The organism is Superficieibacter sp. HKU1 (assembly GCF_029319185.1).
In the GTDB taxonomy this organism is placed as follows: Bacteria; Pseudomonadota; Gammaproteobacteria; order Enterobacterales; family Enterobacteriaceae; genus Superficieibacter.
In genome coordinates, this window is sequence record NZ_CP119754.1 from 1,276,413 (window position 1) to 1,295,395 (window position 18,983).

At 54.9% G+C, this 18,983-nt stretch carries 19 protein-coding genes and 1 other RNA gene; 13 read left to right on the forward strand and 7 right to left on the reverse strand.

The genetic code is table 11. From position 1 onward, the window contains the following. The first annotated feature begins 122 nt into the window (after positions 1-122). The 3 genes from ppiD (at position 123) to fadM (ending at position 3,039) form a co-directional block, all read left to right on the forward strand. Positions 123-1,997, forward strand: coding sequence for a peptidylprolyl isomerase (gene ppiD, locus P0H77_RS06115; RefSeq protein WP_276164026.1), 1,875 nt, complete (start codon positions 123-125; stop codon positions 1,995-1,997). 145 nt (positions 1,998-2,142) lie between these two features. Continuing rightward, positions 2,143-2,517, forward strand: a complete 375-nt coding sequence (locus P0H77_RS06120; protein ID WP_276164027.1) for a helix-hairpin-helix domain-containing protein — start codon at positions 2,143-2,145, stop codon at positions 2,515-2,517. Positions 2,518-2,622: 105 nt separating this feature from the next. After that, the gene (gene fadM, locus P0H77_RS06125; protein WP_276164028.1) at positions 2,623-3,039 is read left to right on the forward strand and encodes a long-chain acyl-CoA thioesterase FadM; all 417 of its coding nucleotides are present in this window, start codon (positions 2,623-2,625) and stop codon (positions 3,037-3,039) included. 169 nt (positions 3,040-3,208) lie between these two features. On the opposite strand, the gene queC is transcribed toward fadM, so the two are convergent. Together queC and P0H77_RS06135 are read right to left on the reverse strand one after the other, a co-directional pair. Continuing rightward, positions 3,209-3,904, reverse strand: a complete 696-nt coding sequence (queC, locus tag P0H77_RS06130; protein WP_276164029.1) for a 7-cyano-7-deazaguanine synthase QueC — start codon at positions 3,902-3,904, stop codon at positions 3,209-3,211. Between the two features lie 64 nt (positions 3,905-3,968). Next, entirely contained in the window at positions 3,969-5,669 is a 1,701-nt protein-coding gene (locus tag P0H77_RS06135; protein WP_276164030.1) for an SgrR family transcriptional regulator, read from the reverse strand. Positions 5,670-5,771: 102 nt separating this feature from the next. Between P0H77_RS06135 and cof the strand changes: the two genes are divergently transcribed. Continuing rightward, a complete protein-coding gene (cof, locus tag P0H77_RS06140; protein WP_276164031.1) occupies positions 5,772-6,590 on the forward strand; it encodes an HMP-PP phosphatase in 819 nt (272 codons plus the stop codon). A 42-nt stretch (positions 6,591-6,632) separates the two neighbouring features. Here the strand turns inward: cof and P0H77_RS06145 are convergent, their stop codons facing one another. Further along, positions 6,633-7,679, reverse strand: a complete 1,047-nt coding sequence (locus P0H77_RS06145) for a PLP-dependent cysteine synthase family protein (RefSeq protein ID WP_276164032.1) — start codon at positions 7,677-7,679, stop codon at positions 6,633-6,635. Between the two features lie 115 nt (positions 7,680-7,794). Here P0H77_RS06145 and P0H77_RS06150 point away from each other — a divergent pair, with 115 nt between their 5' ends. From P0H77_RS06150 to amtB, 5 genes are all read left to right on the forward strand, one after another. After that, complete coding sequence (locus P0H77_RS06150; protein WP_276164033.1) at positions 7,795-8,253, forward strand: Lrp/AsnC family transcriptional regulator; 459 nt, start codon at positions 7,795-7,797, stop codon at positions 8,251-8,253. A 48-nt stretch (positions 8,254-8,301) separates the two neighbouring features. Further along, positions 8,302-10,065: a SmdA family multidrug ABC transporter permease/ATP-binding protein gene (locus tag P0H77_RS06155; protein ID WP_276164034.1), complete on the forward strand. Its 1,764-nt coding sequence runs from the start codon at positions 8,302-8,304 to the stop codon at positions 10,063-10,065. Continuing rightward, complete coding sequence (locus P0H77_RS06160; RefSeq protein ID WP_276164035.1) at positions 10,058-11,836, forward strand: SmdB family multidrug efflux ABC transporter permease/ATP-binding protein; 1,779 nt, start codon at positions 10,058-10,060, stop codon at positions 11,834-11,836. The genes P0H77_RS06155 and P0H77_RS06160 overlap by 8 nt, the downstream gene beginning before the upstream one ends. Positions 11,837-12,068: 232 nt before the next feature. Beyond that, entirely contained in the window at positions 12,069-12,407 is a 339-nt protein-coding gene (gene glnK, locus P0H77_RS06165; RefSeq protein ID WP_002891893.1) for a P-II family nitrogen regulator, read from the forward strand. 31 nt (positions 12,408-12,438) lie between these two features. Then, positions 12,439-13,725: an ammonium transporter AmtB gene (amtB, locus tag P0H77_RS06170; RefSeq protein ID WP_276164038.1), complete on the forward strand. Its 1,287-nt coding sequence runs from the start codon at positions 12,439-12,441 to the stop codon at positions 13,723-13,725. Between the two features lie 51 nt (positions 13,726-13,776). Here amtB and tesB read toward each other — a convergent pair whose 3' ends face one another. Then, positions 13,777-14,637 (reverse strand): acyl-CoA thioesterase II, encoded by an 861-nt coding sequence (gene tesB, locus P0H77_RS06175; protein WP_276164039.1) that lies wholly within the window; start codon positions 14,635-14,637, stop codon positions 13,777-13,779. Positions 14,638-14,839: 202 nt separating this feature from the next. Between tesB and P0H77_RS06180 the strand changes: the two genes are divergently transcribed. Beyond that, positions 14,840-15,409, forward strand: coding sequence for a YbaY family lipoprotein (locus P0H77_RS06180; protein WP_276164040.1), 570 nt, complete (start codon positions 14,840-14,842; stop codon positions 15,407-15,409). 33 nt (positions 15,410-15,442) lie between these two features. On the opposite strand, the gene P0H77_RS06185 is transcribed toward P0H77_RS06180, so the two are convergent. Then, positions 15,443-15,754 (reverse strand): MGMT family protein, encoded by a 312-nt coding sequence (locus tag P0H77_RS06185; RefSeq protein WP_276164041.1) that lies wholly within the window; start codon positions 15,752-15,754, stop codon positions 15,443-15,445. A 186-nt stretch (positions 15,755-15,940) separates the two neighbouring features. On the opposite strand from P0H77_RS06185, the gene ffs reads away from it, so the two are divergent. The 3 genes from ffs (at position 15,941) to P0H77_RS06200 (ending at position 16,668) form a co-directional block, all read left to right on the forward strand. After that, positions 15,941-16,037: signal recognition particle sRNA small type (gene ffs / locus P0H77_RS06190), an RNA gene on the forward strand. A gap of 170 nt (positions 16,038-16,207) precedes the next feature. Further along, positions 16,208-16,456, forward strand: a complete 249-nt coding sequence (locus P0H77_RS06195) for a hypothetical protein (protein WP_276164042.1) — start codon at positions 16,208-16,210, stop codon at positions 16,454-16,456. Further along, positions 16,453-16,668, forward strand: a complete 216-nt coding sequence (locus P0H77_RS06200) for a hypothetical protein (RefSeq protein ID WP_276164043.1) — start codon at positions 16,453-16,455, stop codon at positions 16,666-16,668. The genes P0H77_RS06195 and P0H77_RS06200 overlap by 4 nt, the downstream gene beginning before the upstream one ends. Positions 16,669-16,816: 148 nt before the next feature. Here P0H77_RS06200 and P0H77_RS06205 read toward each other — a convergent pair whose 3' ends face one another. Beyond that, positions 16,817-17,362 carry a flavin reductase family protein gene (locus tag P0H77_RS06205; RefSeq protein WP_276164044.1) on the reverse strand — a complete coding sequence of 182 codons (546 nt, stop codon included), beginning with the start codon at positions 17,360-17,362 and terminating at the stop codon, positions 16,817-16,819. Positions 17,363-17,367: 5 nt separating this feature from the next. Further along, entirely contained in the window at positions 17,368-18,915 is a 1,548-nt protein-coding gene (locus P0H77_RS06210) for an EAL domain-containing protein (protein ID WP_276164045.1), read from the reverse strand. Positions 18,916-18,983: the final 68 nt, after the last annotated feature.

An 18,983-nucleotide genomic window follows, 5' to 3' on the forward strand; every position in this document is an offset into this window, starting at 1 on the left:
GGGATTTCTGCTTTTGCTGCTGACAACCGCCCCGTTTTCTTGTCACAATACCCCCTCACGCGCAGGGTTCGTGCTATGCTGCGCGACGTATAAAGTCATCTACAGCGGAGCGTTGTTACACCATGATGGACAACTTACGTACGGCGGCTAACAGTCTCGTACTCAAGATTATTTTCGGTATCATTATCGTGTCGTTCATTTTGACCGGCGTGAGCAGCTACCTGATTGGCGGTAACAATAATTACGCCGCAAAAGTGAATGGCCAGGAAATTGGTCGCCAGCAGTTTGAAAACGCGGTTGCCAGCGAACGTAACCGGATGCAGCAGCAGATGGGCGATCAATACTCTGAGCTGGCGTCTAATGAAAATTACATCAAACAGATGCGCCAGCAGGTGCTGACTCGTTTGATTGATGAAGCGTTACTCGACCAGTACGCTCGTGAACTGGGCCTCGGCATCAGTGACGATCAGGTTAAACAGGCCATTTTCTCAACCCAGGCTTTCCAGAACAACGGTAAGTTCGACAACACCCGCTATAACGAGCTGGTAAACCGTATGGGGATGACGGCCGATCAATACGCGCAGGCGCTGCGTAATCAGCTGCTCACTCAGCAATTGATTAACGCCGTGGTTGGCACCGATTTTATGCTGCCGGGTGAAACGGATGAACTGGCGGCGCTGGTCTCTCAGCAGCGCGTAGTACGTGAGGCCACCATCGACGTGAATGCGCTGGCGGCAAAACAGCAGGCCAGCGATGCAGAGATTCAGGCTGCCTACGAACAGAATAAAGGTCAGTTTGTCTCGCCTGAGCAGTTCCGCGTAAGCTACATCAAAATGGACGCGGCATCGATGCAACAGAACGCGTCTGACGAAGAGATTCAGGCGTACTACGATCAGCATCAGGATCAGTTTACCCAGTCCGCGCGTAACCGCTATAGCGTAATTCAGACCAAAACCGAAGCTGATGCGAAGGCGGTACTGGATGAGCTGAATAAAGGGGCGGATTTCGCGACCGTGGCGAAAGAAAAATCCACCGACATTATCTCTGCCCGTAACGGCGGTGATATCGGCTGGATGGATGATGCGGGTACGCTACCGGAACTGAAAGACGCGGGCCTGAAAGAAAAAGGCCAGCTCTCCGGGGTCATTAAATCGTCCGTCGGTTTCCTCGTGGCCCGTCTTGATGATACTCAGCCTGCGAAAGTGAAACCGCTGGCGGAAGCGCGTGATGACATCGCCGCGAAAGTGAAACAGGAAAAAGCGCTGGATGCGTATTTTGCTCTTCAACAGAAAGTCAGCGAAGCCGCCAGCAATGACAATGAGTCATTAGCGGGTGCAGAGCAGGCAGCAGGCGTAAAAGCGGTTGAAACCGGCTGGTTTGACCGTAACAGCCTGCCGGAAGAACTGAACTTTAAACCCGTCTCCGATGCGATTTTCAGCGGTGCGCTGGTCGGGCAGAATGGCACACCGGGCAGTAACTCTGACATCATCACCGTTGATGGCGATCGTGCTTTTGTGATCCGCGTGAGCGAGCATAAAGCCGAAGCCGTTAAGCCGCTGGCTGAAGTTAAAGCGCTGGTGGCCGCGAACGTTAAACGTGAGAAAGCAACGCAGCAGGCGAAGCTGGACGCGGAGAAACTGCTGGCTGCCCTGCAAACGGGTAAAGGCGATGAGGCGATGAAAACTGCGGGTCTGAACTTTGGGGAAGCGAAAACGCTGACCCGTACGGGTCAGGATCCGGTAAGCCAGGCCGCGTTCACGCTGGCGCTGCCGGCTGAGGGCAAACCGTCCTACGGCATTGCCAATGACATGCAGGGTAACGTCGTACTGCTGGCGCTGGATGAAATTAAAGCCGGCACCATGCCAGATGAGCAGAAAAAAGCGATGGTACAGGGCATCACCCGTAACAATGCGCAAATCGCATTTGAAGCGCTGATGAGCAATCTGCGTAAACAGGCCAAAATCAAATACGGCGATATCGTCGAGCAGCAACAATAACGAGCTTGCTTCCACAATTTTGCAACGCGTTGCAATAATTAAAGGCCGCTTTCGCGGCCTTTTCCATTTCTGACATTCGCCGTTTGTTTCCCGTTTTGTATCCCGCTATCGTGACTTTGCTGTCAACAAACAAGGAGATAACAGCATGAAACGTGGAATCAAAATGGCGATCATCACCGTCGCGCTGACCTGTGCCGGGATCAGCTTTCAGGGGCTGGCTGCACAGCCTGCGGCAAAAGCCCAGGCGACGCAAAGCGCATCTGAGGCAAAGCCAGCCGCGCACAGTAAAGCGGTTGATGCGGTGAAAGCCAGCGATGATGAGGGCACCAGGGTGAACGTCAATACGGCATCGGCTGAGGAGCTGGCCCAGGCGATGAACGGGGTAGGGCTGAAGAAAGCACAGGCGATTGTCAGCTACCGTGAAGAATATGGTCCCTTTAAGTCGCTCGATGATTTGCAGCAGGTACCGGGAATGGGCAGTTCGCTGGTGGAACGGAACCTCACTCACCTGACGCTATAAATTTCATCTGAAGAGTTGCATGGCGGCAGATTTTTGCCAGACTAAAGAGGTCATACCAGTGGTGTGGCCTCTGTCTCTTATTACAACAATAAAGGTTATTGCGCTATGCAGACTCAAATCAAAGTTCGGGGTTTTCACCTCGACGTCTATCAGCACGTGAACAACGCCCGCTATCTGGAGTTTCTGGAAGAGGCGCGCTGGGACGGGCTGGAAAACAGCGACAGTTTTCAGTGGATGACCGCGCACAACATCGCTTTTGTGGTGGTCAATATCAATATCAACTACCGCCGCCCGGCGGTGTTGAGCGATTTGCTCACCGTTACCAGCCAGTTACAGCAGCTTAACGGTAAGAGCGGCGTGTTAAGTCAGGTGGTGACGCTTGAGCCAGAAGGGCAGGTCGTTGCCGATGCGCTGATCACTTTTGTGTGCATCGACCTGAAAACCCAGAAAGCGCTGGCGCTGGAGGGAGAGTTGCGGGAGAAACTTGAAGCGATGATGCCGGGAGAAGGGAAGGCGGACTAACGCCGCGTGCCGGTAATGCCCGGTGGCTGCTTCGCCTTACCGGGCCTGCGATCTGGCGCAAGTGATTGATTCATAAGACATGGTCAATCTGTAGGCCGGGTAAGCGCAGCGCCACCCGGCATCACGACGCTGCGTCACCCCCAATCTGCATAACCACACCCGGCATCATTCACGCCAGCCCGGTTTTTTCCTGCATTGCCGCCTTCACCGCCGTCGAGTCCGCGAGATAATGTTTCAGCCCGTTGGCACGCAGATTACAGGCGGCGCACTGACCACAGCCGTCGCCGTTAATACCGTTATAGCAGGTCAGCGTTTCACGACGAACCAGATCCAGCTTGCCCCAGTAATCGGCCAGCGCCCAGGTTTCGGCTTTGTCCAGCCACATCAGCGGCGTCTCAAAGCGGATATCTTTCGCCATCCCGAGGCTTACCGCATGATTAAGCGCCTTTACAAACTCATCACGGCAGTCCGGGTAACCGGAGAAGTCGGTCTCACACACGCCGGTGATCACCGCTTCCGCTTTCACCTGGTAGGCGTAAATCGCCGCCAGCGTTAAAAATAAAATATTACGTCCCGGCACAAAGGTATTGGGGATGCCATCGGCGTCGGGTTCATAATCCGGCACCGGAATGCTGTCGCGGGTCAGGCTGCTGACCGCCAGTTCATTCAGCAACGTCACGTCCAGCACCTTATGCGCTCGTGCTCCCAGCTTTAGCGCCAGTTCGCGTGCCACATCAATTTCTGCCCGATGACGCTGGCCATAATCAAACGTGACGCAGTGAACCTCGTCATACTGATGCAAAGCCTGAATCAGGCAGGTGGTGGAGTCTTGTCCTCCGCTAAAAACCACAACGGCGCGTTTCATTACTTTTCCCGCTCAAAACTTAAAAAGCTATGGTAACGTCTGCGAACCGCGGCGACCAGCTTCTTCACCGTATTGAAGCCGGAAGCCATGCGGAGCAAAAATCAAACCAGCCGCGGGTATTGAGACGAATGCCGTTTACGCCCGGCGGCGCGCTGACCCGATAGTGATAATTAAACAGCGGCGTCAAAATAGCCTGCGACATCAGGGCGGCGAAAACCCGCTCCAGTGCGGCAGAGCGCTGCGGTGCGTCTGGATGCTGCTGTACCCGATCCAGCGTCGCTCTCAGTTGGCTGAAGTGTTGGCCGCTGAGCAGCGCAGGCCACAGAGGATCGCAGCGCAGCCACTGTTCAAGCGTGTATTCTGCCGACTCGCCAATCAGCCTGTCGCCCATAATGATGTCTGCACGCGTCAGGTCGGCGCATCCCTCCCAGTTTTTCGCATCATAAAAAATCAGCGTCAACTGACAACCCTGTGCTGCCATCGCGGCTTTAAGCTGTTGCGCCATGGTATGTAGTTCAACGGGAAGATGGTAAAGCAGCGTTAAGGTTGATGGCAGCGGCGTGTCGTTCTGTGCCGAACCTTCCGGAATCGCCCAGCCGGGCAAAAGCTCATGACTGGGGGTAATCAGCCCTTCATCCAGCGGAAGCGTTTGCAGCAGGGCGGTGCGATGGATCAGGTCGATCACCCGCTGCGCCTGCTGCGGGGTTAATCGCTTGCTCTGGCGCAGGGCCAGGTAGCAAAAGCCGAGGCTGATACTATTGCTGACCAGCCTGAGCTGGCTCAACTCTTCAGGATCCCCAATGGCAATTTGCACCGGATGGCGGCAGCTGGTCCCCAGATCCTGTTCAAAAAGCTGCGGCGTGATCCAGTATTCAATAGCCTTCAGCAGAGGGTGCGTCAGATGGTAACGATCGTGATTCTCCAGCCGCACCAGATCCGGCTCGAAGATTTTCAGGCAAAACGGCCCGGTGCCGACCGCCGGATGCTGCGGATGGGCAAGTACACTGCAATAACTGGCAAGCCGGTGCGCCAGCCAGTAATCCGGACGATCAAGAATGAAGGTCAGGCACTGCGCGTGGGTGATCTCAATGCGGTTGACGCTGGCAAATAGCCTGCGCAGGGCGGGCAGCGTTAACAGCATCTGCAAACGCGCCTGAAGCTGCCCGGTAGTGACCGCGTCGCCATTGTGCCAGTAGAGCGTTGAGCGGATATAAAATTGCCAGCACAGCCCGTCGTCTGAAACTTCCCAGTGATGGGCGAGATCGCCCTGTGGCTGCGTTGAATCCTGGGAAAAGCGGGTCAGCCCGGAGAAAACCTGCTCCGCCAGATGCTGCTCTGCGCGGCCGGATAAAAAGCCCGGATGCAGCGGCTCAAGCGGCCGATAATACGGAATGCGCAGGGTAGGCGTATTGTTTTGCCATTGACCGCCGAGAAAAGGATGTAACAGCGCCCGCAGTTCAACCGGAGCCAGCTGGGCCAGTTCAAGCGCGTTGTGCTGCTGGCCTCTGTTAAGTGCCTGCTCCATCATCTCATTGCGCAGCGTCACAGGAGAAATCAAAAACGTTAGTACACCGTGTTTCCCCCTTCCCGGGCGAGCTTCCCAGCGCAGCCAGCCCGCCTCCTGTGCCTGGCGTAACAGCGTACGCATATGCCGATCGCTGCAAAAACAGCGGGCGGCCAGCGCGGCAATGGTAACTTCCTGCGGCGCACCATCAGAAGGTTGCCAGAGGCGCTGATACTGATTCAGTCGGTTAAGCAGTCGCATAAGAAACCCGGAACAATATTCATTAACTATTCACTATTACTTCCGTATATCTCATCGGATACTTTAGGGCAAGACAAACGCCTTATTTATCGGGAAACGATCATGGTCAAACTGGCTGCATTTGATATGGACGGCACACTATTGATGCCGGACCATCGTCTGGGAGATCGCACGCTGACGACCCTGAAACGCCTGCGCGATCGCGATATTACGCTGACCTTTGCTACTGGTCGTCACTCGCTGGAAATGCGCCATGTCATTGGCGAACTGGCGCTGGATGCCTTTCTGATCACCGGTAACGGAACGCGGATCCATTCTCTTGAAGGGGATCTACTTCATCAGCAGGATCTGGCTCCCGATGTGGTTGAGACCGTTCTGCACGGAAAGTGGCAGACCGATGCCAGTATGCACATTTTTAATGACGACGGCTGGTTTACGGACAAAGAGGTCCCGCTCCTGCTTCAGGCGCACGCCTTCAGCGGCTTCCGTTATCAGATCCGCGATTTACAGCGCGTGGCGAGTGATGAGGTGACGAAAATCTGTTTTTGCGGCGAGCATGATGATCTCTGCCGTCTGCAAACTCAGCTTCAGGAAGCGCTGGGCGACCGCGCCCATCTCTGTTTCTCTGCGCTCTACTGCCTGGAGGTTCTGCCGGTGGGATGTAATAAGGGCGCGGCACTGACCGCGCTCACCCGGCATCTCGGCATTTCAATGCAGGAATGCATGGCCTTTGGCGACGCGATGAACGACAGCGAAATGCTTTCCAGCGTCGGGCGCGGGTTGATTATGGGCAACGCCATGCCGCAGCTTATTGATGGTCTGCCCCATTTGACGGTGATAGGACACTGCCAGACGCAGGCAGTCTCTCATTTTTTGGCTCACTGGCTGGATACTCCACATCTTCCTTATTCCCCCGAATAGCAAGATTTTTTCCAGCAAGCCAGACTCCGTGTCTGGCTTTTTTTATTTAACGATCCGCGCGATTTCCGTCTTCCACGGCGTCACATCGCCAATATTCTCCATAACCCACTGCGGATTGTAATAGGTCTCCAGATAGCGTTCGCCACTGTCACAGAGCAGCGTAACGATAGCGCCCCGGCGTTCCTCCTCGCGCATTCTGGCAGCCAGTTGCAGTGCTCCCCACATATTGGTGCCGGTGGAGGCCCCGACTTTGCGGCCAAGCTGCGTTTCCAGCCACTGCGCGGTGGCGACGCTGGCGGCATCCGGTACGCGCAGCATCTCATCCACCACGTCCGGGATAAACGATGGCTCCACGCGCGGGCGACCAATACCTTCAATCTTGCTCCCCACCGTGCTGCGCAGGCTGGCATCGCGGGTCTGCCAGTAGTCCATAAATACCGAGTTCTGCGGGTCGACGACCGCTAAGCGGGTGTCATAACCTTGACAGCGTATATAGCGGCCAATAGTGGCAGATGTGCCGCCGGTACCGGCGCTCATCACGATAAACGACGGCACCGCATGCGGCTCATTCTGCATCTGACGGAAAATACTGTCGGCAATATTATTATTGCCGCGCCAGTCCGTTGCGCGCTCGGCAAAGGTGAACTGATCCATATAATGACCGTTCAGCTCGCGCGCCAGCGTTTCAGAGGCGGCATAAATCTCACAGGCGCTTTCGACAAAATGACAGCGACCCCCGTAAAATTCGATTTGTTCGATCTTACGTCTGGCGGTGCAGGCAGGCATCACGGCGATAAACGGCAGTCCCAGCAGGCGGGCGAAGTAGGCTTCCGATACTGCCGTTGAACCTGAAGAGGCTTCGATGATCGGCGTTCCTTCCTGGATCCAGCCGTTGCACAAGCCGTAAAGGAACAGCGATCGCGCCAGACGGTGCTTCAGGCTGCCCGTCGGATGCGTACTTTCATCTTTCAGATAGAGTGGGATGCCGGTAAATCCCGGCAGCGTCAGACGAATAAGATGCGTGTCGGCGGAGCGCTGATAGTCAGCATTAATTTCGCTGATGGCATGATTTACCCAGGTGCGATTCATAATGATTTTCCGTTTGTCATTTTGTGCCCAGCGTAGCGAAAAGCACGGAAAAAATTGTTGCTATTTAACCTTTAAATTACAATTGAAAGAGAAATTTATTCTCCGGGAGAGGACAGTGTTAGATAAAATTGACCGTAAACTGCTCTCACTGCTCCAGCAGGACTGCACCCTGTCTTTGCAGGCGCTGGCGGATGCCGTTAATCTGACCACCACCCCCTGCTGGAAGCGGCTGAAAAAGCTGGAAGATGACAACGTCCTGCTCGGTAAAGTGGCGCTGCTGGATGCGGAAAAACTCGGGCTGGGGCTGACCGCCTTCGTTCTCATCAAAACTCAGCATCACAGCAGTGAGTGGTACAACCAACTGGTGAAAGTGGTCAGCGAACTGCCGGAAGTGATGGGCGTCTGGCGCATGGCAGGAGAGTATGACTATCTGATGCAGGTGCAGGTCGCCGACATGAAACGCTACGATGATTTTTATAAACGGCTGGTGAGCCGCGTGCCAGGCTTATCTGACGTCACGTCAAGCTTTGCGATGGAGCAAATCAAACATACGACGGCGCTCCCCATCGACTAATTTCCCGGCGTTATCGCCGGGCCAATCGGGAATTCAGGATTTTATCGCGTGCGATTATTTGCTCAACTAAGCTGGTACTTCCGCCGGGAATGGCGACGCTATCTCGGGGCCGTGGCTTTGCTTATCATTATTGCTATTTTGCAGCTGATCCCGCCCAAAGTGGTGGGCATTATTGTTGATGGCGTTACCCAGCAGCACTATAGCTCAACCCAAGTGCTGATGTGGTTAGGTCTGATGGCGGTGATTGCGGTAGTGGTGTATCTGCTGCGCTATGTCTGGCGCGTGCTGCTGTTCGGTGCGTCTTACCAGCTTGCTATCGAACTGCGCGAAGATTATTACCGCCAGCTTAGCCGCCAGCATCCGGAGTTTTACCTGCGCCACCGTACCGGTGACTTAATTGCCCGTGCGACTAACGATGTCGATCGCGTGGTTTTTGCCGCCGGAGAAGGAGTATTAACCCTGGTCGATTCTCTGGTGATGGGCTGCGCAGTATTGATCGTCATGTCCACGCAAATTAGCTGGCAGCTAACGTTGCTGGCGCTGGTGCCGATGCCAGTGATGGCGATGATGATCAAGCGTAACGGCGATCAGCTCCATGAGCGTTTTAAACTGGCGCAGGCGGCGTTTTCATCGCTGAACGACCGCACCCAGGAGAGCATGACCAGCATCCGCATGATCAAAGCTTTTGGTCTGGAGGATCGCCAGTCGGCGCTGTTTGCCGCCGATGCGGCGGATACCGGGGCGAAGAACCTGCGCGTCGCGCTTATCGATGCGCGTTTCGATCCCACCATTTACATTGCGATTGGCACGGCGAACCTGCTGGCGATTGGCGGCGGGAGCTGGATGGTAATCAACAACACCTTAACCCTTGGCGAGTTGACTAGTTTCGTGATGTATCTCGGGCTGATGATTTGGCCGATGCTGGCGCTGGCGTGGATGTTTAATATCGTTGAGCGCGGCAGCGCCGCCTACAGTCGTATTCGCGCGATGCTCTCTGAAGCGCCAGTGGTCAACGACGGTACGCAAACCCTGCCACCGGAGCGCGGTACGCTCGAGGTGGCCGTCGCAGAGTTCCGCTGGCCGCATGCGGCGCACCCCACGCTTAACAATGTCAACTTCACGCTAAAACCGGGGAAAATGCTGGGGATTTGCGGGCCGACCGGCGCGGGGAAAAGTACGGTGCTGGCGCTGATCCAGCGGCATTTCGATGTCGATAGCGGTGAGATCCGTTTCCACGGTATTCCGCTTCCCCACCTGAAAATTGATAACTGGCGCAGCCGTCTGGCTATCGTCAATCAGACGCCATTCCTGTTTTCCGATACCGTTGCCAGCAATATTGCGCTGGGCAAACCGGGGGCTACACAGGAGGAGATTGAGCAGGTGGCGCGCCTTGCCAGCGTCCACGAGGATATCCTGCGTTTGCCCCAGGGCTATGAGACGGAAGTGGGCGAGCGCGGGGTGATGCTCTCCGGCGGACAAAAACAGCGCCTTTCCATCGCGCGTGCGCTATTGGTCAATGCGGAGATCCTGATCCTCGACGATGCTCTGTCGGCGGTCGATGGACGCACCGAACATCAAATTTTGCATAACCTTCGCCAGTGGGGCGAGGGGCGTACTGTGATTATCAGCGCGCATCGCCTCTCTGCCCTGACCGAGGCGGATGAGATAATCGTTATGCAGCACGGGCATATCAGCCAGCGCGGCGAGCACGAAACGCTTGCCGCTCAGCCTGGCTGGTATCGTGATATGTACCGCTATCAGCAGCTTGAAGCGGCGCTGGACGACGAGCCGGAGGAGGCCACCCATGCGTAGTTTTGGCCAGTTATGGCCCACACTCAAACGTCTGCTGAAATATGGCTCGCCCTGGCGTAAACCGCTGGCGCTGGCCGTCGGGATGCTGTGGGGGGCGGCCATTGCGGAAGTCAGCGGCCCGCTGCTGATCAGCTATTTTATCGACAATATGGTCGCAAAACGCACGCTGCCGCTGGGGCCGATTTGCGGCCTGGCGGCGGCCTATATTGGCCTTCAGCTGCTGGCGGCCGGGCTGCACTATGCCCAGTCGCTATTGTTCAACCGGGCAGCGGTGGGCGTGGTCCAGCAATTACGCACGGATGTGATGGATGCAGCGCTGCGCCAGCCGCTCAGCGCCTTCGACACCCAGCCCGTCGGGGAGCTGATTTCACGGGTTACGAATGATACTGAAGTGATCCGCGATCTCTACGTCACCGTCGTCGCTACGGTACTGCGAAGTGCGGCGCTGGTTGGCGCAATGCTGGTGGCTATGTTCAGCCTCGACTGGCGGATGGCGCTGGTCGCCATCACCATCTTCCCGGCGGTGATCATTGTGATGCTGATTTATCAGCGCTACAGCACGCCGATCGTCAGACGAGTACGCGCCTGGCTTGCTGAAATCAACGATGGCTTTAATGAAGTCATCAACGGCATGAGCGTGATCCAGCAGTTCCGCCAGCAGGCGCGTTTTGGCGAGCGAATGCGCGAAGCCAGCTATGCGCACTATCAGGCGTGCATGCAAACCCTGAAGCTGGACGGCTTTTTGCTGCGTCCATTGCTTAGCCTGTTCTCCGCGCTGGTCCTGTGCGGATTACTGATGCTGTTCGGCTTTACCTCCGTCGGCACCATTGAGGTCGGGGTACTGTATGCGTTCATCAGCTATCTGGGACGCCTCAACGAACCCCTGATTGAACTGACCACCCAGCAGTCAATGCTCCAGCAGGCGGTGGTTGCCGGCGAGCGCGTTTTCGAACTTATGGACCGTCCTCGCCAGGACTATGGCATTGATGACCAGCCGCTGCGCAGCGGGACCATTGATATTGAAAATGTTTCTTTTGCCTATCATCAGGACCGGCTGGTATTACAGGATATTAGCCTGCATATCCCCTCGCGCAGCTTTATTGCGCTGGTCGGGCATACCGGCAGCGGTAAAAGCACTCTCGCCAGCCTGTTGATGGGTAACTATCCGCTTACGCAGGGAGAAATTCGTCTCGACGGGCGGCCGCTGGCCTCGCTGAGTCACACGACGTTGCGCCACGGCGTAGCGATGGTCCAGCAGGATCCGGTGGTGCTGGCGGACTCATTCCTCACCAATGTCACCCTTGGCCGGGCCATCAGTGAAGAACAGGTGTGGCAGGCGCTGGAGACGGTCCAGCTGGCGGAGCTGGCGCGCGGAATGAGTGACGGTATCCACACGCCTCTGGGCGAGCAGGGGAATAATTTGTCGGTCGGGCAAAAACAGCTTCTGGCGCTGGCGCGGGTGCTGATTGATACCCCGCAGATCCTGATCCTTGACGAAGCCACGGCCAATATCGACTCCGGAACGGAACGCGCGATCCAGCTGGCGCTGGCGGCAGTGCGCAAGCAGACCACGCTGATTGTTATTGCTCACCGCCTGTCGACGATTGTTGACGCAGACACCATCATGGTCCTGCATCGCGGACAGGCGGTGGAGCGGGGCACGCATCAGCAACTTCTGGCGGCGCAAGGACGTTACTGGCAGATGTATCAACTCCAGCTTGCCGGAGAAGAGCTTCAGGCCGATAAACAGGATGAATCACTGAGCGCCTGACGCACCACTTTCAGGCACCGCGCTCGCGACGAGAGTTTGTGGTGCAATAACGTAACGCACTATGCACCAGCATGGTGCGTTTTTTTTAACCAGACATAATCTGAACCCCGGTCACACTTTCTGCTTTCATATTCTCCGCACTTCCGCCACACAAAATCATTTCTGGCACGCCGCTTGCTTTGTTCATCCGTGTGAGCTGCGGCCAAAACTGAATTCTGACTGGAGGGGATCTATGAAGCTGGTAACAGTGGTAATTAAGCCATTTAAACTCGAGGACGTGCGTGAAGCGCTCTCTTCTATTGGTATTCAGGGGCTTACCGTGACCGAAGTGAAAGGTTTCGGACGTCAAAAGGGGCATGCTGAACTTTATCGCGGGGCGGAATATAGCGTGAACTTTCTGCCGAAAGTAAAGATTGATGTCGCCATCGCCGACGATCAGCTGGATGAAGTGATCGACGTCATCAGTAAAGCGGCCTACACCGGAAAAATTGGCGACGGCAAGATTTTTGTCGCCGAGCTGCAACGCGTTATTCGCATTCGTACCGGCGAAGCCGACGAAGCGGCACTTTAACTCCTGGCACACAGTGATAGGGAACAAGACAATGAAGATAGCAACGATCAAAACGGCTCTGGGGACGGTGGCGCTGTTACCGGGTCTCGCCATGGCAGCACCAGCGGTGGCGGATAAAGCCGATAACGCCTTTATGATGATTTGTACGGCGCTGGTGCTGTTTATGACCATCCCCGGCATTGCACTGTTTTACGGCGGTTTAATCCGCGGTAAAAACGTACTTTCCATGCTCACCCAGGTAACGGTGACCTTCGCGCTGGTGTGCGTACTGTGGGTGATTTACGGTTACTCGCTGGCGTTTGGCGAGGGCAACAGCTTCTTCGGTAACTTCAACTGGGTGATGCTGAAAAATATCGAGCTGACGGCGGTGATGGGCAGTTTCTACCAGTATATCCACGTTGCTTTCCAGGGCTCTTTTGCCTGCATTACCGTTGGCCTGATTGTCGGTGCGCTGGCTGAGCGTATCCGTTTCTCTGCGGTACTGATTTTTGTCGTGGTCTGGCTGACGCTCTCCTATATCCCGATTGCGCACATGGTGTGGGGCGGCGGTCTGCTGGCGACCCACGGCGCGCTGGATTTTGCAGGCGGTACGGTCGTTCACATTAATGCCGCTATTGCCGGGCTGGTGGGCGCGTATCTGATTGGTAAACGCGTCGGCTTTGGCAAAGAAGCGTTCAAACCGCACAACCTGCCGATGGTCTTCACCGGCACCGCTATCCTGTATGTTGGCTGGTTTGGCTTTAACGCTGGCTCAGCCAGTGCGGCTAACGAAATCGCGGCGCTGGCCTTTGTGAATACCGTTGTCGCCACGGCGGCCGCTATTCTGGCGTGGGTGTTTGGCGAGTGGATCACCCGTGGTAAACCTTCTCTGCTGGGCGCCTGTTCTGGTGCCATTGCCGGACTGGTTGGCGTCACGCCTGCCTGCGGTTACATCGGCGTCGGCGGCGCGCTGATCGTCGGTATCGCGGCGGGTCTGGCGGGACTGTGGGGCGTCACCATGCTCAAACGCGTGCTGCGCGTTGACGATCCGTGTGATGTGTTTGGCGTCCACGGCGTGTGTGGTATTGTCGGCTGTATCCTGACCGGGATCTTTGCGGCGACTTCTCTCGGCGGCGTTGGCTATGCAGAAGGCGTGACCATGGGGCATCAGGTGCTGGTACAGCTGGAAAGCATTGGCATCACCATTGTCTGGTCGGCGGTGGTAGCTTTCATCGGCTATAAACTGGCGGATATGACCGTTGGACTGCGCGTACCGGAAGAGCAGGAGCGCGAAGGTCTGGACGTCAACAGCCACGGCGAGAATGCGTATAACGCGTAATCGATACTGAGTCACTGGCCCGGCAGAGCAATTATGCCGGGCCTTATTATTTTAACCCCGGTTACGCATTACCCCTTCCTGCACGGTCGAGGCGACCAGTACGCCGTCCTGAGTATAAAACTCGCCGCGCACAAATCCGCGCGCGCTGGAAGCGGAAGTGCTTTCCACGCTATAAAGCAGCCAGTCATTCATATTAAATGGACGATGGAACCACATAGAATGGTCGATAGTCGCGACCTGCATCCCTTTTTCCAGAAAACCCACGCCGTGCGGCTGTAGCGCCACTGGTAAAAAGTTGAAATCTGAGGCGTAGCCCAGCAGATACTGGTGCACGCGTAAATCATCCGGCATTGGACCATTGGCGCGGATCCACACCTGACGCGCGGGCTCAGCGATGTGGCCTTTCATCGGGTTATGAAACTCGACCGGGCGGATCTCCAGCGGTTTCTCGCTGAGAAATTTCTCTTTCACCGTCGGCGGTAATAAATGGGCCAGCGAGCGGGCAATCTCAGTTTCCGATTTCAGCGAATCCGGCGACGGGGCGGGCGGCATCGTTTTCTGATGTTCATAACCCGATTCCTGTGCCTGAAATGAGGCCGTCATATAAAAAATCGGCTTGCCGTTTTGGACGGCGGCCACGCGGCGAGCGCTGAAGCTGTTACCATCGCGCAAAACCTCAACGTCATAAACGATCGGCTTCTGGCTATCACCGGGGCGCAGGAAATAACTGTGGAAAGAGTGCACCAGCCGTTCTTCCGGTACGGTCTCTTTTGCCGCATAAAGCGCCTGACCCACTACCTGACCGCCAAAAACCTGACGCAGGCCTAAATCTTCGCTCTGGCCGCGAAATAATCCTTCTTCAATTTTTTCCAGATTTAATAATGTCAGTAAGTTGCTTAGCGCCTGACTCATAGCTTTCCTCAAGTAATAGCGGGCTGTTCAGTTCATTATAACCCAGAAAGGCAAGTGGTCCGATGGGTTCAAAAATCTGATTAACGGCCTGATTCCAGGCAAAAATAAGTGACTTGTGCCACACTTATCCACGTTGTCTTTCAGTTGACCACTCATCTGGTGGGAATCAATCTCGCAGTGCATAGCGTATAAGGAGAACGTAATGAAAGTCGTGCACATGTTAAGTGGTATTGCCGTAGTAGTTGCTCTGGCAGCCTGTGCTGATAAAAGCGCGGATATTCAGACCCCAGCACTTAACCCTAATACTTCTGGTGTGGCTTCAAAGTCTGTTATTAAGCAGCCAAATGTTTCAGGGACGGTATGGATCCGTCAGAAAGTCGCGTTACCGCCTGACGCGGTCCTCACCGTGACGGTTTCTGATGCTTCTCAGTCAGACGCGCCTTCAAAAGTTATTGCGCAGAAGGCCGTTCGTACCGAGGGCAAGCAGCCGCCTTACAGCTACGTGCTGCCGTTTAACCCGGCGGATATCCAGCCTAACGCCCGCATCCTGCTCAGTGCAGCGATTACGGTTAAAGATAAGCTGGTGTTTATTACCGATGGTGTGAAACCGGTTATCAACCAGGGCGGTACCAAAGTTGACCTGACGCTGGTTCCGGTTCCGCAGACGGCGGTGCCAATTCAGTCTGGCGGCGGTGCTGCGACGACGGTTCCGTCAACGTCGCCAACGCAAATTACCCCGTCTTCTGCTGTTCCAGCGCCAACCGTGTACTAATGAAAACGCCCTCATCTTTATGGTGAGGGCGTTTTAAAACACCCAGCGATAATGCTGGAGATCGATTTTCCCACTTCCTGATACCTGCACCCCTTCCGCAAGCAGCGCCTGCCGTTGACGTTGCAGATCGGGTCCGGTCAAAGAGATGTTTCCGTGTCGGTTTACCACCCTGTGCCACGGGAGCGTTGATCCTTCCGGCAGACGTTTTAACACACCTCCCACCTGACGCGCCGCGCGTGGCGAACCCGCCAGACGCGCAATATCACCATAGGTCGTCACAAAACCCTCGGGTATTGCCGCCACAATTTGCCAAACGCGCTGCGGAAATGCGTCTTCTGGATCCATGTTCTGCTCCTGAATGAGGGTGCTAGCTAGCATAAGCGCCGGAAGAGGGCGTGTGAAGTCAGAAAAAGCGGCCGCACAAAAGGCTTGTGCAATAAACCAGCATACGGTTCTCGCTGGCTTGCAATTGCCGGGCTCAGCAGTGATAATGCGCCTGCGCGTTGGTTACAACGCTCTCAATGGGGGCTCTGTTGGTTCTCCCGCAACGCTACTCTGTTTACCAGGTCAGATCCGGAAGGAAGCAGCCAGAGCAGATGACGTGTGTGCCGGGATGTAGCTGGCAGGGCCCCCACCCATTTCCGGGTACACTTTCCTTTCCCTCCCCTGAAAAAATTCCTTCATTTTTATGTCATAAAACCCGTGCAGAATAACAATGCGATTAGTTTCGGGATAAGAATTATCTGTGAAGCGCACAATAATCAACGTTGTATATTACCTACAAGGGAAGCGTTAAACATGACCACTGTAGTCTTAAACGTCAAAATTGCAGAAACGCTAAAAGATAAGCTTCGCCAGTATGCCGAAGTGAATAATGAGAACCTGAGTACCGCAACGGAGAAATTATTGCTGTCGGCCTTCGAACTGGCTGATGACCCGGACGTATCGGAAGATGACATTGATAGTCAGCATACTGAAGAGGAAGTTACTCCTTTTACTCCTAAAGAAATCAAAGCATTACGAAAAATTCTGAAGAAGAGAAAATGAAACCACAAACCTCAGTAGCGCGTAGCTATACCGAAGCCTGTGAACTGTTGCGCTCAGGCTATGTTAAACAGGTTCGCCTTAACTGGAATGTTGGCAGCGATGAGTTTTTCCGTATCGCGTCAGACTGGTGCGATACCGGGGCGAAAATTAAGAAAGAGGGCGGAAGTTTTATCATTTCACTGAAGGGATTTCCGATACCTCCCCAGCGATAATATGGCTGTCATGCCGATAACATTAAAGTGAAATAGTAAAATGTCATGATGACGAAAATGAGAATGATATTTTACCACCTCATTTTGTTCAGGGATGACGTTTACGGCGGGGATCTTCCCCGCCGCTATTTTCTTGCCGGCATGCAATTCAGGATACTTTGGTAAACCATTTCTTACGATCGATGACCTCGCCATCGGTACGAAATACCCCGTCACCGGCATAGTGCAGGGTTTGCGGCCATTCTGGCTCAGGTTTAACGCGAGCCGCAACGACTTCAAAAATGAAAAAGTTGTAGCGCTTTATCATTGTGTCATCGTACAGACGACATTCGAAATTCGCATGGCATTCTGCAATGGACGGCGCGCTGACCTGCTGGCTCTTCTCAGCCGTCAGCGAAAAGGCTGCAAACTTATCGGTGGTATCCGCGCTGCAGTTGCCGATTTTCGCTACCGTGTCAGCCATCGTGACATCGGGTAAGTTAATCACGCATTCACCGCTCTGTCGAATACGCTCAAAGCTGGCATTGCCCGCGGAAATCATACAGCCCACCAGCGAAGGCGAGAACTCAAGAATGGTATGCCAGCCCAGCGTCATAATATTATCCTGTTCCTGCCAGCGACTGCTGATAAGAACAATGGGGCCCGGTTCCAGCCAGTGACGCACATTTTCCACCGGCCAGTTATGCTTTTTCATCGACGTTACCTCCTCTCGGCCCAGGCAATAAACGCGTGTTTATCAAGAGCCTTACTGTAAAGCCAGCCTTGCCCATACTCTACGCCATGTTCACGTAGCCAGGCTTCCTGCTGTGGGGTTTCGATACCTTCCGCCACCATTTTAAGATAAAGCGTTTTTGCCAGCGTAATGATGTGCGGCGTGACGTTGTTGTATTCCAGTGCCTCAACGAAAGTCTTGTCGATTTTAAGCAGGTCGGCTTCCAGACCATGCAAATAGCTAAGACTGGAGAAGCCGGTGCCAAAATCATCAATATAAATAGCATGGCCCATTTTTCGGTAACCTGCGATAACCGACGCACTCATTTGAGGATCGACAAAGCAGTGTTCGGTCAGCTCCAGCGCAATTTGCCCGGCATCAAGCTGCCAGTGCGCGACGTGCTGCTCCAGCAGCGTCGGGAGGGCAGGGTTGCCCAGATCGCTTGCCGAGATATTAATGGAAATATGCAGGTCCGGATGCTGCTGCAGCCACTGCCCCATATCGGCGAAAACGCTCTCCACAATCAATTCCGTAAGCGGCGTTATCAGTCCGGTTTGCTCCGCCAGGGAGATAAAAATATCCGGGGCAAGAAAGGTGCCGTCGGGCTGCGGCCAGCGAGCCAGCGCTTCTGCGCCCGCCAGTCGTCCATTCTCGAGAAGGATGATCGGCTGATAATGCACAATAATCTCCCTCGAGCGAATCGCCTCCAGCAGGCGCTGACGTGGCGACTGAAGGCGGCGCAGTATACGCAGGATAAGCCAGGCCGCCAGCAGGCTAACGGCCCCGCCGAAAGGAAGCCAGTATAACAACTGGCGTTGCAGGTCGTTATCCAGCGGGGTCGTAGAGGTCCAGGTCAACGTGGCCAGATTGAGCGCCGGATAGCGCATAATATGGTACATAATATCGTGATGCTGGAACTGCGTCTGATGTGTATGCATCGCCTGTACCCAAACGTTATTCGCCAGCGGCGCACTGCTGGCAATAATCAGGTTTCGTTTCATCCCAATCAGGGCAACGTTGATCGGCCAGGCCCCGTAGGGAAGGACATCAATCAACGATTCGGGATCGATCATCACGACGTAGTGCGTGCTGCCGAGCGCGACCATATCATGTTCAATACCCAGATCGCTTTTTGCGGTATACCAGAAGCGATAACCTTTGGGCGTCATGGTCAACGGCCGGGGAAAAGCGGCGCGTTTTTTCTTCCCCTCCAGCGACGAGCAAACGGGCTGCAGCCCTCTTAAATAAAGGATTTCCTGAATATAGCGGCGGCTGTAAGCGACACGACGCATCTCCAGTAAATGCTCGCGACTGCACGGCGTGACGTTAATTGTCTCCAGCTGTTGTAATGCATCTTCGGCCTGACTGGCGACCATATTGGTTCGTAACATCACTCTGGCGGAAAAGCTTTCCAGCTCACCGGTAAAAACCCGGGTGGCGTTTTGATGCGCCATCCAGACGCTCAGGCTGACCGGCAGTAGCGCGGTAATAATAAGTAAAACCGAGATCAACACGATCAGGCGCCGGGTTCGCATAGTTGATCTTCCTGTCTGGAGAATAAGGACGGGCTACAAAAGAAAGTATCTGCAAATGATAGCGCTGG

Coding starts and splice junctions, on each gene's coding strand:
- P0H77_RS06145 (WP_276164032.1), bottom strand. CDS start 7,679: ATGAATCGCACCTGGGTAAATCATGCCATCAGCGAAATTAATGCTGAC.
- P0H77_RS06195 (WP_276164042.1), top strand. CDS start 16,208: ATGACCACTGTAGTCTTAAACGTCAAAATTGCAGAAACGCTAAAAGAT.
- P0H77_RS06160 (WP_276164035.1), top strand. CDS start 10,058: ATGCGTAGTTTTGGCCAGTTATGGCCCACACTCAAACGTCTGCTGAAA.
- queC (WP_276164029.1), bottom strand. CDS start 3,904: ATGAAACGCGCCGTTGTGGTTTTTAGCGGAGGACAAGACTCCACCACC.
- fadM (WP_276164028.1), top strand. CDS start 2,623: ATGCAGACTCAAATCAAAGTTCGGGGTTTTCACCTCGACGTCTATCAG.
- P0H77_RS06180 (WP_276164040.1), top strand. CDS start 14,840: ATGAAAGTCGTGCACATGTTAAGTGGTATTGCCGTAGTAGTTGCTCTG.
- tesB (WP_276164039.1), bottom strand. CDS start 14,637: ATGAGTCAGGCGCTAAGCAACTTACTGACATTATTAAATCTGGAAAAA.
- amtB (WP_276164038.1), top strand. CDS start 12,439: ATGAAGATAGCAACGATCAAAACGGCTCTGGGGACGGTGGCGCTGTTA.
- P0H77_RS06120 (WP_276164027.1), top strand. CDS start 2,143: ATGAAACGTGGAATCAAAATGGCGATCATCACCGTCGCGCTGACCTGT.
- P0H77_RS06200 (WP_276164043.1), top strand. CDS start 16,453: ATGAAACCACAAACCTCAGTAGCGCGTAGCTATACCGAAGCCTGTGAA.
- P0H77_RS06210 (WP_276164045.1), bottom strand. CDS start 18,915: ATGCGAACCCGGCGCCTGATCGTGTTGATCTCGGTTTTACTTATTATT.
- P0H77_RS06185 (WP_276164041.1), bottom strand. CDS start 15,754: ATGGATCCAGAAGACGCATTTCCGCAGCGCGTTTGGCAAATTGTGGCG.
- ppiD (WP_276164026.1), top strand. CDS start 123: ATGATGGACAACTTACGTACGGCGGCTAACAGTCTCGTACTCAAGATT.
- P0H77_RS06135 (WP_276164030.1), bottom strand. CDS start 5,669: ATGCGACTGCTTAACCGACTGAATCAGTATCAGCGCCTCTGGCAACCT.
- cof (WP_276164031.1), top strand. CDS start 5,772: ATGGTCAAACTGGCTGCATTTGATATGGACGGCACACTATTGATGCCG.
- glnK (WP_002891893.1), top strand. CDS start 12,069: ATGAAGCTGGTAACAGTGGTAATTAAGCCATTTAAACTCGAGGACGTG.
- P0H77_RS06205 (WP_276164044.1), bottom strand. CDS start 17,362: ATGAAAAAGCATAACTGGCCGGTGGAAAATGTGCGTCACTGGCTGGAA.